Here is a 15163-nt window from a genome sequence, read left to right on the forward strand (position 1 = left end):
ACTCAGGTCAGCCCGTCCCAGATCAGCTTGGCGCCGGTCACCGTCAGCAGCACATAGGTGAGCGCAAAGAACCAGCGCTCCGGGATCGAGTGGTGCAGCTTCACCCCCAGCCAGGCTCCCAGCAGCGCAAAGGGCGCCAGCATCAGATCCAGCGTCAGGGTCTCGCGGGTGAACATCCCCAGCCCGGCATAAGGCACCGCCTTGGCAATGTTGATGGCCCAGAAGATCAGCACAGTGCTGGCCTGATATTCGGTCTTCCGCAACTTGAGGCTGAGGAGATAAACCGCCGCCGGCGGCCCGCCTGCGTGGCTGACAAAACTGGTGAACCCCACCGCCAGCCCGGCCAGCGCCCCCGCCCCGGTGGACAGCGGTGCCTCCGCGGCCAGCCGCAGCCCCAGCCGCGCCCGCAGCTGCCACAGCACAAAGCCGACGGAAACCACGCCGATCAGCACCCGCATAACATCGGCATCCACCGCCGCATACAACCACGCCCCTAGCGCAACACCGGGCAGCCCGCCGCCGATCAGCAGCAGCGCAGCACGCAGATTCCAGCGCCCCCAATAGGGTTTCAGCGTGGCTGCGTCGATCAGCATCAGCAGGGGCAGCATCAGCGCCAGCGCGGTGCCCGGCTCCAGCACCAGCGCCAGAATCGAAGCCGAGGCAAAGGCGGCGCCGGAACCGAAACCGGCCTTGGACACGCCCGCAAAAACGACCGCGGGAATGGCAAAAACGAAAAACATCGCATCAAATGCTGCCATCACCTGTCCTCCGAAATGCCCAGATTACAGACGGTTTAGCGGTATCAGCACGGTATACACAAGCATACAGCACCGAATGCCGCAGCGCAGAACCCTTGCACGGCCCGGTTTTACGCCGTAGGCATCAGGAAATTTCAACCGGACCGGAGACATTTTCCAATGGCACGACCCAAAATCGCCCTCATCGGCGCAGGTCAGATCGGCGGCACCCTCGCACATCTCGCAGCCCTCAAGGAACTGGGCGACGTCGTACTCTTCGACATCGCCGAAGGCATCCCCGAAGGCAAGGCGCTGGACATCGCAGAATCCGGTCCCTCCGAGGGCTTCGACGCCTCCCTGAAAGGCACCCAGTCCTATGAGGACATCGCGGGCGCCGACGTCTGCATCGTGACCGCCGGCGTGCCGCGCAAGCCGGGCATGAGCCGCGATGACCTCCTGGGCATCAACCTCAAGGTGATGAAATCCGTCGGCGAAGGCATCCGCGACCACGCGCCGAACGCCTTCGTGATCTGCATCACCAACCCGCTGGACGCAATGGTCTGGGCGCTGCGAGAATTCTCCGGCCTGCCCCACAACAAGGTCTGCGGCATGGCCGGCGTTCTGGACTCCGCCCGCTTCCGCCACTTCCTGGCTGAGGAATTCGGCGTCTCCATGAAAGACGTCACCGCATTTGTTCTGGGTGGCCACGGCGACACCATGGTGCCCTCCGTGCGCTACTCCACCGTTGCAGGCATCCCGCTGCCCGATCTGGTCAAGATGGGCTGGACCACCCAGGAGCGCCTGGACGCAATCCTGCAGCGCACCCGTGACGGCGGCGCCGAAATCGTCGGCCTGCTGAAAACCGGCTCCGCCTTCTATGCGCCCGCCACCTCCGCCATCGAAATGGCCGAAGCCTTCCTGAAAGACCAGAAGCGCGTGCTGCCCTGCGCCGCCTATTGCGACGGCGAGCTGGGCGTCAAGGACATGTACGTGGGCGTGCCCACCGTAATCGGCGCCGGCGGCATCGAGAAGGTGGTGAACATCCAGCTGAATGAGGAAGAGCAGGCGATGTTCGACAATTCGGTCAACGCCGTGAAGGGCCTGGTCGAGGCCTGCAAAGGCATCGACGCCTCGCTGGCCTAAGGCCCGCAGCACCCGGAAATCAGAGAGGCCCGCTTCCGGCGGGCCTTTTCTTTTGCCGCGGCGCCGCCGCTCCTGCGGCTGCCGCTTTTGATCTATGATGCGGCGGGCACAGCCCTTGGGTCCCGGCTCGAATCACCCGCATCAAGGCTTTGTTAATTTGTGATCACACCCCCAAAACCCGTGATCACAAAACCCGGAAATCTTCGGCATTTCTCCGCTGCCTGTCAAAAAACCCTTTAACACTTGCCTTTAACACGGCCTATTGAGCAGCAGACAATTGCAGCCAGACGGGACAGTTTCAGATGAACATCCACGAATATCAGGCCAAAGCCCTCCTTCGCAGCTACGGTGCCCCGGTGTCCGACGGACGCGTGGTGCTGCGGGCCGAAGAAGCCAAGACCGCCGCCGGTGAACTCGACGGCCCGCTGTGGGTCGTGAAGGCGCAGATCCACGCAGGCGGCCGCGGCAAGGGCTCCTTCAAGGAAGCCGACGCCGGCGAGAAGGGCGGCGTGCGCCTGACCAAATCGGTGGAGGAAGCTGCCGAGGAAGCCAAGAAGATGCTTGGCCGCACCCTGGTCACCCATCAGACCGGCCCGGCCGGCAAGCAGGTGAACCGCATCTACATTGAGGCCGGCTCCGGCATCAAAACCGAGCTGTACCTGGCCCTGCTGGTTGACCGCCAGACCTCGCGCATCTCCTTTGTCTGCTCCACCGAGGGCGGCATGGACATCGAGGAAGTGGCCGCCGCCACCCCGGAAAAGATCCTGTCCTTCTCGGTCGACCCGGCCACCGGCTACCAGGCCTACCATGGCCGCCGCATCGCCTTCTCGCTGGGCCTGGAAGGCGCCCAGGTCAAGCAGTGCGTCAAGCTGATGGGCCAGCTCTACAAGGCCTTCGTCGAGAAGGACATGGAGATGCTGGAGATCAACCCGCTGATCATCGGCGACGACGGCAACCTCAAGGTGCTGGACGCCAAGGTCGGCTTTGACGGCAACGCGGTCTACCGCCACGCCGACGTGGCCGAACTTCGCGACACCACCGAGGAAGACCCGAAAGAGCTGGAAGCCTCCAAATACGACCTGAACTACATTGCGCTGGATGGCGAGATCGGCTGCATGGTAAACGGCGCCGGCCTGGCGATGGCCACCATGGACATCATCAAGCTGTACGGTGCGGAGCCCGCCAACTTCCTCGACGTCGGCGGCGGCGCCACCAAGGAGAAGGTGACCGAGGCCTTCAAGATCATCACCTCCGACGAGAACGTCAAAGGCATCCTGGTCAACATCTTCGGCGGCATCATGCGCTGCGACGTGATCGCCGAGGGCGTGGTCGCCGCGGTGAAGGAAGTCGGCCTGAAGGTGCCGCTGGTGGTCCGCCTCGAAGGCACCAACGTCGAGAAGGGCAAGGAGATCATCAACACCTCCGGCCTCGACGTGATCGCCGCCGACAACCTCAAGGACGGCGCCGAGAAAATCGTGAAGGCTGTGAAGGGCTGAACAGAATGAGAGTCGGTTCCATTTCGGCTGTCAGCCTGGCGCTGTTGAGCGCGGCGTGTTCCAGCGGTTCCACCGCTGGAAACGACGAGCTGAACCTTGATCCGGCAGGCTATCAAGCCGCGGAAGAAGGTGCCAATGCTGCCACCGCAGCACCAGCTGCGGGCGGGAGATACGATCCGGCAACCGACATGTTCATTCCGGACGCTGCGCCGCAACCGGCACCTGCCGCCACCGCAGCACCTGCTGCGAGCGGGAGGTACGATCCGGCAACTGACACGTTCATTCCGGACGCCGGGCAGCAACCGGCACCTGCCGCCACTGCAGCGCCAGCTGCAGGCGGAAGGTACGATCCCGCAACCGACACCTTCGTCCCGGCCGCGCGCGCCGCCGGACCTGCCGCAACGGCCACTTCCGCTGCCGCGGCAGGAACTGCGACCGCATCCGCGGCTGCTTCCACCCTGGCCGCACCGGCATCGCCGGCGCAACGCATTGCCTTCATTTCTCCCTCCGGCAGCCCGGCGGGAGAAGTGCCCCTGCTCGTGCAGGCATGCGTGCAATCCGTCTCCGGTGCCTTCGGTAATGCCGACGGGCTGGCTCAGCGCGGCTACAAATTGCAGCGTGCCTCGGAGACTCGCCGGAAGTTCTACCGGAAATTCCCGGTTTCCACTGCCGCGGCTCTGAACGGTTCTCACCGTTCATCGGCCTTGGAACTGCGCGCAAATCCGCGGCGTTCGGAGAACTATTGCTCTGTCACCATCACAACCAATGAAAGCCCCGGCAGCGTGACCTCAGCCGTGCGCGGATCACTTGCAAACGCGGGCTTCAGCGAGATTGGCGGCGGCACGTGGAGCAACGGCAGCAGGCAGCTTCAGGTTTCCCAGTCTCTGTCCGGATCCAAAGCCGCCTGGACAACCTCGGTGAACATCACCGAGGCCCGATAGCGCCATTTTGCAGACATTGAATCAAGTCACTCCAGGAGCACTTCAGATGCAACTCCAACCCGGCGGAAACAACTCGATCATTGGGCGGCAGTGCGCTGCGCCAATGGCTGTTTCCCGAATTTTGCCGGAGCCCCCCCAGTGAAAGCCGCCGTCTACCTCATAGGCTTGCGGCAGGCCACGGGCCGGGCGGAGCTGATGCAGCGGGAGCTGGATCAGGCCGGGCTCACGGCCCAGCGCATCGATGCGGTGGACAGCACCCGGGTCAGCCGCGAGGAGATGCTCACGCAATGCGCCCCTGAGGGCAGCTGGGGCTATTTCCAGACCAAGGACATGGCTTGCACCCTGAGCCATGCCAAGGCCTGGGAGGCATTCCTGGCCTCCGATGCCGATGCGGCGCTGATCCTGGAGGATGACGTCTTCCTGTCGCCCGACACCGGCGCCTGGCTGAATGACCTGTCGTGGTGGCCCGCAGATGCCGGCATCGTCAAGTTCGAGCGCTGGCGCGCCAACAAGCTGCAGGTGGCGCTTGGCAGGGATCGCTTCACCCATCTGGGCCGCGAGGTTCGGCAGATGCTGTCCCGCCACGCCGGCGGTGCAGCCTATGTAATCAGCCGGGCAGCGGCGCAGCACCTTCTGGACAGCCGCCCGTTTGCCATCACACTCGACAACCTGCTGTTCAACTTTGATGCCTCGCTTCCGGCGCGCGCCATCAAGGTCTATCAGGTCCAGCCCGCGCTTGCCGAACAGGGCAACGAGGCGCCGGGCGAGGCAGGCGTCGGCCCGCCGCGCTACCGGCCCAAGGGCTGGCCGCTGATCCGCCAGAAACTCCGGCGCGGGATCTACGAATTCCGCGGCGGTTTCCGAATACTTCCCAGCGTGGTCCTGGGGCGGGCCACCCTTGAGAAAATCCGCTTCGACGGCCGTTCCCTGGCCACCCCGCAGACCCAACACACACATACCGCTTGAAGGAACCGACAACATGGCAGTCCTCATCGACGAAAACACCAAGGTCATCTGTCAGGGCTTTACCGGCTCGCAGGGCACTTTCCACTCCGAACAGGCCATTGCCTACGGCACCAAGATGGTCGGCGGCGTGACCCCCGGCAAAGGCGGCCAGACCCACCTGAACCTGCCGGTCTTCAACTCCGTGCATGAAGCCAAGCATGTGACCGGGGCCAACGCCTCCGTTATCTACGTGCCGCCGCCGTTCGCCGCGGATTCCATCCTCGAGGCGATCGACGCCGAGATGGAAGTGATCGTGGCGATCACCGAGGGCATCCCGGTTCTCGACATGATGAAGGTGAAGCGGGCGCTGGAGAACTCCTCCTCGATCCTGATCGGCCCCAACTGCCCCGGCGTAATCACCCCCGACGCCTGCAAGATCGGCATCATGCCCGGCCACATCCACAAACGCGGCACCGTCGGCGTGGTGTCCCGCTCCGGCACCCTGACCTATGAGGCGGTGAAGCAGACCACCGACGTGGGCCTGGGCCAGTCGACCTGCGTCGGCATCGGTGGCGACCCGATCAAAGGCACCGAGCATATCGACGTGCTGAAATGGTTCCTGGCCGACGACGAGACCGAAAGCATCATCATGATCGGCGAAATCGGCGGCTCCGCCGAGGAAGAGGCCGCCCAGTTCCTGGCCGATGAGGCCAAGAAGGGCCGCAAGAAGCCGGTTGCAGGCTTCATTGCCGGCCGCACCGCCCCTCCGGGCCGCCGCATGGGCCACGCAGGCGCGATCGTCGCCGGCGGCAAGGGCGGCGCTGAGGACAAGATCGAAGCGATGAAATCCGCAGGCATCGTGGTCGCCGAAAGCCCGGCCGGCCTGGGTGAAGCGGTGCTGAAAGCGATCGGCAAGTAAGATGGCTGTGTGCCGTTAGATAAGCTTATTGAGCGCCCGTTTCGAGACAGACGGGCGCTTTCAAGCGTATTTGCGCTAGAGAAAAAAATGTATCTTCTGCTCAACGCCAAAAATTGCTTTCTTAACACTCTGCATTTTTCCGGCAGAGCCTCTAAGCCTGAGTTTTGGAGGTTTTTCTGGTTCGTTATGCTGGGTTTTGTTGTGGCCATAGTGATTAACACGATGATCAACGGGCCTACCACGACATATCAATATGCCCTTGGCCCGGACGGCCAGCCCGAGGGCAACCCGATAGGGTACCAGACGCTCTACCATGGTGGAGCCATTGGCAATATTTTCGGCTTAGTTTGCGCTGTGCCCTTCATTGCAGTGGCCTGGAGACGCATGCACGACATTGGAAAACCAGGTTACTTCCCCTATTTGACGGTACTGGCTTGGATCTTTGCAATTCTGATTGTGATTGTTTCACATACTGGAATTGAACAGTTCTTTTCCGCACTAGAAACGTCAGGCCATGTCCAGGTTTCGGTTAGCCCGTTTCCTGCAGTTGCGTTACTGGTCGCCTTCATTCTTGTACTTGTTGTTAACATACGGTGGCTAGCCTCTCCGTCCCAACCCGGTACCAATAAATACGGCACCAACCCGTATGAGGTTTTAAGATGACGGAACAACCCCGCAAGAACGCATTGGCATTTTGTCTTTTGGTGAGAAACCCCTTGCAGACCAGTCGTTATACAAAGGGTCTCATCACAGCGGTCCTCAGCCTCGCCCTCCTTACCGCCACCTCCGCCGCGGCCATCACCCAGCCGATGCAGGGTGTGCTGAACTTCGAGCCAGGCACCAGCATCGAGGACGTTCAGACCCGTATCGAAACCGAAATCTGCAAGGGCGCCAGTTCCGTGACCATCACCTCCGGCCCGGAACAGTCGCTCGACCCGACCAAGGAACAGGTCACGTTCCAGTGCGAACCCTGACCTGACCCCACAAACCGCATACCGACTCTTCGGGAGCTTAAGATGACCGACCAATCGCCCAACGACCTCTTCCACGCCTCCTCCTTCATGCAGGGGCATAATGCGGAGTATCTGGAGCAGCTCTATGCCCGTTACGCCAATGACCCGAACGCGGTGGATGCCGCCTGGGCCGAGTTCTTCCGCCAGATGGGCGATGCCGAACTGGACGTGAAGGCAGAGGCCAAGGGCCCCTCCTGGGCGCGCGGCGACTGGCCGCCGGCGCCGAATGACGATCTGACCGGCGCGCTGACCGGCGAATGGCCGGCCCCGGCGGAAGCCAAGGGTGCGGGCAAGAAGATCCGCGACAAGGCCGCCGCCAAGGGCGTTGAGCTGACCGACGACCAGGTGCAGCGGGCGGTGCTCGACTCGATCCGCGCCCTGATGCTGATCCGCGCCTACCGGATCCGCGGCCACCTGGCGGCTGATCTGGACCCGCTGGGCATGCGCGCGGCCACGCCGCACCCGGAGCTGGACCCCAAGACCTACGGTTTCACCGATGCCGACATGGACCGGCCGATCTTCATCGACAACGTGCTGGGCCTGCAGGTTGCCACCATGCGCCAGATCGTCGAGATCGTGAAGCGCACCTATTGCGGCACCTTCGCGCTGCAGTACATGCACATCTCCGACCCGGAGCAATCCGCCTGGCTCAAGGAGCGGATCGAGGGCTACGACAAGGAAATCACCTTCACCCGCGAGGGCCGCAAGGCGATCCTCAACAAGATGGTCGAGGCCGAGGGCTTCGAGAAGTTCCTGCACGTCAAATACACCGGCACCAAACGGTTCGGCCTGGACGGCGGCGAGAGCCTCATTCCGGCGATGGAGCAGATCATCAAGCGCGGCGGCGCCCTGGGTGTGCGCGACATCGTGATCGGCATGCCGCACCGCGGCCGCCTCAACATCCTCGCCAACGTGATGCAGAAACCCTACCGGGCGATCTTCAACGAATTCCAGGGCGGCAGCTTCAAGCCCGAGGACGTGGACGGCTCCGGCGACGTGAAATACCACCTCGGCGCCTCCTCCGACCGGGAGTTCGACGGCAACACCGTGCACCTTTCGCTGACCGCCAACCCCTCCCACCTGGAGGCGGTGAACCCGGTGGTCCTGGGCAAGGTCCGCGCCAAGCAGGACCAGCTGGGCGACAATGACCGCAGCCAGGTGCTGCCGATCCTGCTGCACGGCGACGCCGCCTTTGCCGGCCAGGGCGTGGTGGCGGAATGCTTTGCGCTGTCGGGCCTGCGCGGCCACAAGACCGGCGGCACCATGCACCTCGTGGTGAACAACCAGATCGGCTTCACCACCGCGCCGCATTTCTCGCGCTCCTCCCCCTACCCCACCGACAACGCGCTGGTGGTTGAGGCGCCGATCTTCCACGTGAACGGCGACGACCCGGAGGCAGTGGTGCACGCCGCTAAGGTCGCCACCGAATTCCGCCAGAAGTTCCACAAGGACGTGGTCATCGACATCTTCTGCTACCGCCGCTTCGGTCACAACGAAGGCGACGAGCCGATGTTCACCAACCCCTTGATGTACAAGAAGATCAAGGGCCACAAGACCACGCTGACGCTGTACACCGACCGGCTGGTCAAGGACGGGCTGATCCCCGAGGGCGAGATCGAGGACATGAAGGCCGCCTTCCAGGCGCATCTGAACGAAGAGTTCGAGACCGGCAAGAACTACAAGCCCAACAAGGCCGACTGGCTGGACGGGCGCTGGTCGCATCTGGACAAGAAGGACGCCGACTACCAGCGCGGCCGCACCGCGATCGCGCCGGAGACCATGGCCGAAATCGGCAACGCGCTAAGCCGGGTGCCCGAGGGCTTCCCGCTGCACCGCACCGTCGGCCGCTTCCTGGACGCCCGCGGCAAGATGTTCGAGAGCGGCGAGGGCTTTGACTGGGCCACCGGCGAGGCGATGGCCTTCGGCTCGCTGATGCTGGAGGGCTACCCGGTGCGCCTGGCAGGTCAGGATGCCACCCGCGGCACCTTCTCGCAGCGCCATTCCGGCGTCGTCAACCAGGAGACAGAGGAGCGCTACTACCCGCTCAACAACATCCGCGCAGGCCAGTCCCAGTATGAGGTGATCGACTCGGCACTCAGCGAATACGCGGTTCTCGGCTTCGAGTACGGCTACTCGCTGGCTGAACCCAACGCGCTGACCCTGTGGGAGGCCCAGTTCGGCGACTTCGCCAACGGCGCCCAGATCATGTTCGACCAGTTCATCTCCTCGGGCGAAAGCAAATGGCTGCGGATGTCGGGCCTGGTCTGCCTGCTGCCGCACGGGTTCGAGGGCCAGGGGCCGGAGCACTCCTCCGCCCGGCTGGAGCGGTTCCTGCAGATGTGCGGCCAGGACAACTGGATCGTGGCCAACTGTACCACGCCTGCGAACTATTTCCACATCCTGCGCCGCCAGCTGCACCGCACCTTCCGCAAGCCGCTGATCCTGGTCACGCCGAAGTCGCTGCTGCGCCACAAGATGGCGGTCTCCAAGGCCGATGAATTCACCACCGGCTCCAGCTTCCACCGGGTGCTGTGGGATGACGCCCAGCACGGCAATTCCGATACCCAGCTGGTGGCGGACGACAAGATCAAGCGCGTCGTCATGTGCTCGGGCAAGGTCTACTACGACCTGCTGGAGGAACGCGACGCCCGCGGCATCAACGATGTCTACCTGATGCGGATCGAGCAGTTCTACCCGTTCCCCGCGATCTCGATGGTGAAGGAGCTGGAACGCTTCAAGCAGGCCGAGATGGTCTGGTGCCAGGAAGAGCCCAAGAACCAGGGCGCCTGGACCTTCATCGAGCCCAACATCGAATGGGTGCTGACCCGCATCGGCGCCAAGCATACCCGCCCGGTCTATGCAGGCCGCGCCACTTCGGCCTCGCCCGCAACCGGCCTGGCCAGCGAACACAAAGCCCAACAAGCAGCCCTCGTGAACGAAGCGCTGAGCATCTGAGGATAAAGAGACATGACAACCGAAGTCCGCGTACCCACCCTGGGCGAATCCGTGACCGAGGCCACCGTGGCCACCTGGTTCAAGAAGCCCGGCGACAGCGTCAATGCCGATGAAATGCTCTGCGAGCTGGAAACCGACAAGGTGACCGTCGAGGTGCCCTCGCCCGCGGCCGGCACCCTGGGCGAGATCGTCGCCGGCGAAGGCGAAACCGTCGGCGTCGACGCGCTGCTGGCAACCCTGAGCGAGGCCAATGGCGCCGCCGCAGCCCCTGCCCCTGCCGCTGCTGCGGCAGCACCGGCTCCGGCTGCTGCGCCCTCCGGCGGCGAAGGCGCCCCGGTGCCGGTCATGGTTCCGTCGCTTGGCGAGTCGGTCTCCGAAGCAACCGTTTCGTCGTGGTTCAAGAAAGTGGGCGACTCTGTCGCGCAGGATGAAATGCTGTGCGAACTGGAAACCGACAAGGTCTCCGTCGAGGTGCCTGCCCCCGCAGCCGGCGTGCTGACCGAAATCATGGCAGCTGAAGGCGCCACCGTGCAGGCCTCCTCGCAGCTGGGCGTGATCGCCTCAGGCGCCGCCGGAGCGGCCGCTGCCCCCGCCGCGGCGCCGGCCGCCGCTGCCAGCGGGTCCAAGGATGTCGCCAACGCGCCGTCTGCCGAGAAGGCAATGGCAGAGGCCGGCATCGACGGGTCGCAAGTCACCGGCACCGGCCGCGACGGCCGCATCATGAAGGAAGACGTTGCCGCTGCCGTGGCGGCCGCCAAGGCCGCGCCTGCCGCGGCCCCCGCCCCGGCCCAGGTGCGCGGCCCGGTGACCGCGGACGATGCCGCGCGCGAGGAGCGGGTGAAGATGACCCGCCTGCGCCAGACCATCGCCAAGCGCCTGAAGGACAGCCAGAACACCGCCGCCATGCTGACCACCTACAACGAGGTCGACATGACCGAGGTGATGGCGCTGCGCAACGAGTACAAGGACCTGTTCCTGAAGAAGCACGGCGTGAAACTGGGCTTCATGTCCTTCTTCACCAAGGCCTGCTGCCATGCGCTGAAGGAAGTGCCGGAAGTCAACGCCGAGATCGACGGCACCGACATCGTCTACAAGAACTACGTCCACATGGGCATCGCCGCAGGCACGCCGACGGGTCTGGTGGTGCCGGTGATCCGCGACGCCGACGCGATGTCCTTTGCCTCCATCGAGAAGGCGATTGCCGAAAAAGGCGCCCGCGCCCGCGACGGCAAACTGTCGATGGCGGAAATGCAGGGCGGCACCTTCACCATCTCCAACGGCGGCGTCTACGGCTCGCTGATGTCCTCGCCGATCCTGAACCCTCCGCAGTCCGGCATCCTGGGCATGCACAAGATCCAGGACCGCCCGATGGCGATCAACGGCAAGGTGGAAATCCGCCCGATGATGTATCTGGCGCTGAGCTATGACCACCGCATCGTCGACGGCAAAGGCGCCGTGACCTTCCTGGTCCGCGTCAAGGAAGCACTGGAGGATCCGCGCCGTCTGCTGATGGATCTGTAAGCTGATCACACATCTCCCCGGGCCCAATAACCGGCCCGGGGTTAAAGAGACGACAAACAATTTTCGTGTTTGAGAATTAAATGAGCTTTCAGCCTGAACCAGATGCGGAACAGGAGTTTCCAAGGCTATTCGCTTTGAAGCATCGGCTTGCCTCATTCAAAAAGCAAAGTCCCGTTGCATTCTGGTTCAGGGCCTGGCTTCTGCTTGCAGCCGTAGTAATGCCCATTTGGCTGATGTCCGGTTTCGAAAGTTTCAGGAACCCCAGCCACAAAACTCTCCTGGCGATTTCTGTCACCGGCTGGGTTTATCCCTTTTTCCTATGGATCAAGCAGCGCAAGGGACGGGACCAATGAAACGCCCGGTGGTTCGTAAAACCTGCTTTGCCTCCCTTGCTCAAGCCACTCCAGTGGCCAAGGCAGGACAGTCATGACCCTCCCGCTCTGGGGCCTTGTCTGCCTCTCGATCCTCGCCCTGATCCACGTGAGCTGCGACAGCTTCCTGCTGAAGCTCTCGGTGGGCAATGCCTGGACCGCAGGCCCGCGCGACAGCTCTGTCAGCCGCGGCGCGCTGGCGGGCCGGGCGCGGCGTGCCTTCACCAATTTCCTAGAAACCGCCCCGATCTTCATCAGCCTCGCCCTGGTGGCGGAGCTGGCCGGCCTGCAAGACGCCCTGATCACCGGAGGGCTCTATACCTATCTCGCAGGCCGCGCCCTCTACCTGCCCGCCTACCTCAGCGGCGTGCCTTACCTGCGCACCGCCATCTGGCTCATCGCCACCAGCGGCCTTGCCGCCATGCTCGCGGGGGTGCTCCTCGCATGAGCTTTCATCTTTCCGGAAATACTCAAATTGCCTCCGCCCGGGCCGGGGACAGCGCCGCAATTCTGCGGAAACGGCTGCAGTACCCGCCTTTCTTGAGTGGAATCAAAGCGCTCCTTACCCTTACCGGGGCATCCTGCCTTCAATACGGAAAAGGAGTATAACCAATGGCAACCCATGTTCTCTGGCAGGCCGATGTGGCCGATTTCGACGCCTGGCTCACCGTGTTCCGGCAGGACAAGCGCAACCGTCAGGCCGCAGGCATCACCGACATGAACGTCTGGAGCGATCCGGACCGCAAGAACCACGCCGTGGCGCTGTTCGCGATCACCGACCTGGAGAAGGCCCGCGCTTTCTTCGGCTCCGAAGAACTCGCCATGCACCTTGAACGCGACGGGGTCACCAATATCTCGATCAAGATGTTGACCCCCGTCTGATCCTAAGACCACTATCCCCTAACGCGTGTTCCGGAAAACGGAACCAGGGAGAACAGAGGAAGACAGACCCATGTCCCAATATGACGTCATCGTAATCGGCGCCGGCCCCGGCGGCTATGTCTGCGCCATCCGCTGCGCCCAGCTGGGACTGAAAACAGCTGTTGTCGAGGGCCGCGAGACCCTCGGCGGCACCTGCCTGAACGTCGGCTGCATCCCGTCCAAGGCGCTCTTGCACTCGACCCACCTGCTGCATGAGGCAGAGCACAACTTTGCCCATATGGGCCTCAAGGGCAAAAGCCCCTCGGTCGATTGGGACCAGATGAAGGCCTACAAGGATGAGGTGATCGGCCAGAACACCGGCGGCATCGAGTTCCTGTTCAAGAAGAACAAGATCGACTGGATCAAGGGCTGGGCGTCCATTCCGGCGGCCGGCAAGGTGCAGGTCGGCGATGAGGTGCATGAGGCCAAGAACATCGTGATCGCCTCCGGCTCGGTGCCGTCCTCGATCCCGGGCGTGGAGATCGACGAGAAGATCGTGGTCTCCTCCACCGGCGCGCTGGAACTGCCGAAGATCCCCAAGAAACTGGCGGTGATCGGCGCCGGCGTGATCGGGCTGGAACTGGGCTCGGTCTATGCCCGCCTCGGCTCCGAGGTGACCGTGGTCGAATACATGGACGCGGTCTGCCCCGGCATGGACAAGGACGTGCAGCGCAGCTTCAAGCGGATCTTGGAAAAACAGGGCCTCAACATCATCCTGGGCGCCGCGGTGCAGGGGGTGGAGACCTCCAAGACCAAGGCCAAGGTCAAGTACCAGCCCAAGAAGGGCGGAGACGAGGTCACGCTGGACGCCGATGTGGTGCTGGTCGCCACCGGCCGTAAGCCTTATTCCGAGGGGCTGGGACTGGATGCGCTTGGCATCAAGATGACCGAGCGCGGCCAGATCGCCACCGACAACCACTGGCGCACCAATCTGCCCGGCATCTATGCCATCGGCGACGTGATCGAAGGCCCGATGCTGGCGCACAAGGCCGAGGACGAGGGCATGGCAGTGGCCGAGGTGATCGCGGGCAAGCACGGCCATGTGAACTATGGCGTGATCCCGGGCGTCGTCTACACCACGCCCGAAGTTGCCACCGTTGGTCAGACCGAAGACGCACTGAAGGCCGAAGGCAAGAAGGTCAAGGTCGGCAAGTTCATGTTCATGGGCAATGCGCGCGCCAAGGCGGTGCACCAGGCCGAGGGCGGCTTCGTCAAGATCATCACCGACGCAGAAACCGACCGCATCCTCGGCGCCGCGATCATCGGCCCGGCGGCGGGCGACATGATCCACGAGCTGTGCGTGGCGATGGAATTCGGCGCCTCAGCCGAGGACGTTGCACTGACCTGCCACGCCCACCCGACCTACTCCGAAGCCGTGCGCGAAGCGGCGCTGGCCTGCGGCGACGGGCCGATCCACAGCTGAGCAGCCACTGAGGCAAACCACCGTAAAAAGAGGCGCCGCTTCCGCAAGCGGCGCCTCTTCACTTTCGTAAGCGCCTGACTTTAAACACCTTTCCCCTAAGGTTTAGACAACTTTGTTAAACAGCCGAGGCAAAGATTTACCAGATGTTAGAACTGCCGCCCCTAGCGTCGAACGACGCCAGTAACCGTCTGGCATAAAACATGTTTCATCTTTTGGTTGAGTAGGTATCCCATGAACAATCTGACGCATTCCCTGACCGCCCTGGCACTGGCCGCCGCCGCCACTGCCGCCTTTGCCGCCGCACAATCCGGCACCGTCAAACTGGAGCTGACCCAGGAATTCGGGGTCGAGCAGAACGGCTCCTATTCCGCTGCAGGCACCAAGATGTGCCAGGAAAGCATGGGCGGCGTCGCCGGGTCGCCGCTGAAGGTCAGCTACTCGATCGACCCCAGCACCATGATCGAATCCGCCACTGCTGATTTCATGGGGGAAAGCGTGCCGCTCTACCCGCTCGGCATCTCCGGGACCTATTCCTTCATGTCCGACGGGGTGCCGCAAAGCTTGAAAGACAAGCATGTCGACAGGATCATTTTCAAGCTGGATGAGGATTTCAGCCATCCCGAGGGCGACGTGATGTTCACGCCGGGCGGCGAATACAACTGCGTGATTTCCAACATGACGCCGAACTGAGCCCAGCCCGGGGAGGCTGGTAAAGGCCGGCGGGACGCCGGCCAATAGGGCGGCTCTCTCTCGAGCATGACAGCAAACGCATCCTCCA

General features: G+C 63.2%; 15 protein-coding genes. 14 read left to right on the plus strand and 1 reads right to left on the minus strand.

Features of this window, described 5'->3' with window-relative positions; translation table 11 throughout:
* Positions 1-2: 2 nt before the first annotated feature.
* The gene (locus tag AC58NV_RS10505) at positions 3-758 is read right to left on the minus strand and encodes a sulfite exporter TauE/SafE family protein (RefSeq protein ID WP_497227085.1); all 756 of its coding nucleotides are present in this window, start codon (positions 756-758) and stop codon (positions 3-5) included.
* 159 nt (positions 759-917) lie between these two features.
* Between AC58NV_RS10505 and mdh the strand changes: the two genes are divergently transcribed.
* From mdh to AC58NV_RS10575, 14 genes are all read left to right on the plus strand, one after another.
* Positions 918-1880 (plus strand): malate dehydrogenase, encoded by a 963-nt coding sequence (gene mdh / locus AC58NV_RS10510; RefSeq protein ID WP_497227086.1) that lies wholly within the window; start codon positions 918-920, stop codon positions 1878-1880.
* Positions 1881-2182: 302 nt separating this feature from the next.
* The gene (sucC, locus tag AC58NV_RS10515) at positions 2183-3376 is read left to right on the plus strand and encodes an ADP-forming succinate--CoA ligase subunit beta (protein WP_366661383.1); all 1194 of its coding nucleotides are present in this window, start codon (positions 2183-2185) and stop codon (positions 3374-3376) included.
* Between the two features lie 5 nt (positions 3377-3381).
* The gene (locus AC58NV_RS10520; protein ID WP_497227087.1) at positions 3382-4317 is read left to right on the plus strand and encodes a hypothetical protein; all 936 of its coding nucleotides are present in this window, start codon (positions 3382-3384) and stop codon (positions 4315-4317) included.
* A 138-nt stretch (positions 4318-4455) separates the two neighbouring features.
* Positions 4456-5283 carry a glycosyltransferase family 25 protein gene (locus AC58NV_RS10525; protein WP_497227088.1) on the plus strand — a complete coding sequence of 276 codons (828 nt, stop codon included), beginning with the start codon at positions 4456-4458 and terminating at the stop codon, positions 5281-5283.
* A 13-nt stretch (positions 5284-5296) separates the two neighbouring features.
* On the plus strand, positions 5297-6181 hold the full coding sequence (gene sucD / locus AC58NV_RS10530) for a succinate--CoA ligase subunit alpha (protein ID WP_497227089.1): 885 nt from the start codon (positions 5297-5299) through the stop codon (positions 6179-6181).
* Positions 6182-6268: 87 nt separating this feature from the next.
* Positions 6269-6844 (plus strand): DUF805 domain-containing protein, encoded by a 576-nt coding sequence (locus tag AC58NV_RS10535; protein WP_497227090.1) that lies wholly within the window; start codon positions 6269-6271, stop codon positions 6842-6844.
* 53 nt (positions 6845-6897) lie between these two features.
* Positions 6898-7155 carry a hypothetical protein gene (locus AC58NV_RS10540; protein ID WP_497227091.1) on the plus strand — a complete coding sequence of 86 codons (258 nt, stop codon included), beginning with the start codon at positions 6898-6900 and terminating at the stop codon, positions 7153-7155.
* 42 nt (positions 7156-7197) lie between these two features.
* Complete coding sequence (locus tag AC58NV_RS10545) at positions 7198-10149, plus strand: 2-oxoglutarate dehydrogenase E1 component (protein WP_497227092.1); 2952 nt, start codon at positions 7198-7200, stop codon at positions 10147-10149.
* 12 nt (positions 10150-10161) lie between these two features.
* Entirely contained in the window at positions 10162-11670 is a 1509-nt protein-coding gene (gene odhB / locus AC58NV_RS10550) for a 2-oxoglutarate dehydrogenase complex dihydrolipoyllysine-residue succinyltransferase (RefSeq protein ID WP_497227093.1), read from the plus strand.
* Between the two features lie 80 nt (positions 11671-11750).
* A complete protein-coding gene (locus AC58NV_RS10555) occupies positions 11751-12023 on the plus strand; it encodes a hypothetical protein (protein WP_497227094.1) in 273 nt (90 codons plus the stop codon).
* Positions 12024-12096: 73 nt separating this feature from the next.
* The gene (locus tag AC58NV_RS10560) at positions 12097-12489 is read left to right on the plus strand and encodes an MAPEG family protein (protein ID WP_497227095.1); all 393 of its coding nucleotides are present in this window, start codon (positions 12097-12099) and stop codon (positions 12487-12489) included.
* 164 nt (positions 12490-12653) lie between these two features.
* Complete coding sequence (locus AC58NV_RS10565) at positions 12654-12923, plus strand: hypothetical protein (RefSeq protein WP_174146125.1); 270 nt, start codon at positions 12654-12656, stop codon at positions 12921-12923.
* Positions 12924-12993: 70 nt separating this feature from the next.
* Positions 12994-14385, plus strand: a complete 1392-nt coding sequence (gene lpdA / locus AC58NV_RS10570) for a dihydrolipoyl dehydrogenase (protein WP_497227096.1) — start codon at positions 12994-12996, stop codon at positions 14383-14385.
* Positions 14386-14616: 231 nt separating this feature from the next.
* A complete protein-coding gene (locus AC58NV_RS10575) occupies positions 14617-15075 on the plus strand; it encodes a hypothetical protein (RefSeq protein ID WP_497227097.1) in 459 nt (152 codons plus the stop codon).
* Positions 15076-15163 lie beyond the last annotated feature (88 nt).

This window comes from Leisingera sp. ANG49, assembly GCF_059694505.1.

Excerpts from the sequence above, each read along its gene's own strand:
- AC58NV_RS10505 (WP_497227085.1), bottom strand. The coding sequence starts at position 758 with ATGGCAGCATTTGATGCGATGTTTTTCGTTTTTGCCATTCCCGCGGTC.
- mdh (WP_497227086.1), top strand. The coding sequence starts at position 918 with ATGGCACGACCCAAAATCGCCCTCATCGGCGCAGGTCAGATCGGCGGC.
- sucC (WP_366661383.1), top strand. The coding sequence starts at position 2,183 with ATGAACATCCACGAATATCAGGCCAAAGCCCTCCTTCGCAGCTACGGT.
- AC58NV_RS10520 (WP_497227087.1), top strand. The coding sequence starts at position 3,382 with ATGAGAGTCGGTTCCATTTCGGCTGTCAGCCTGGCGCTGTTGAGCGCG.
- sucD (WP_497227089.1), top strand. The coding sequence starts at position 5,297 with ATGGCAGTCCTCATCGACGAAAACACCAAGGTCATCTGTCAGGGCTTT.
- AC58NV_RS10535 (WP_497227090.1), top strand. The coding sequence starts at position 6,269 with ATGTATCTTCTGCTCAACGCCAAAAATTGCTTTCTTAACACTCTGCAT.
- AC58NV_RS10545 (WP_497227092.1), top strand. The coding sequence starts at position 7,198 with ATGACCGACCAATCGCCCAACGACCTCTTCCACGCCTCCTCCTTCATG.
- odhB (WP_497227093.1), top strand. The coding sequence starts at position 10,162 with ATGACAACCGAAGTCCGCGTACCCACCCTGGGCGAATCCGTGACCGAG.
- AC58NV_RS10555 (WP_497227094.1), top strand. The coding sequence starts at position 11,751 with ATGAGCTTTCAGCCTGAACCAGATGCGGAACAGGAGTTTCCAAGGCTA.
- AC58NV_RS10560 (WP_497227095.1), top strand. The coding sequence starts at position 12,097 with ATGACCCTCCCGCTCTGGGGCCTTGTCTGCCTCTCGATCCTCGCCCTG.
- AC58NV_RS10565 (WP_174146125.1), top strand. The coding sequence starts at position 12,654 with ATGGCAACCCATGTTCTCTGGCAGGCCGATGTGGCCGATTTCGACGCC.
- lpdA (WP_497227096.1), top strand. The coding sequence starts at position 12,994 with ATGTCCCAATATGACGTCATCGTAATCGGCGCCGGCCCCGGCGGCTAT.
- AC58NV_RS10575 (WP_497227097.1), top strand. The coding sequence starts at position 14,617 with ATGAACAATCTGACGCATTCCCTGACCGCCCTGGCACTGGCCGCCGCC.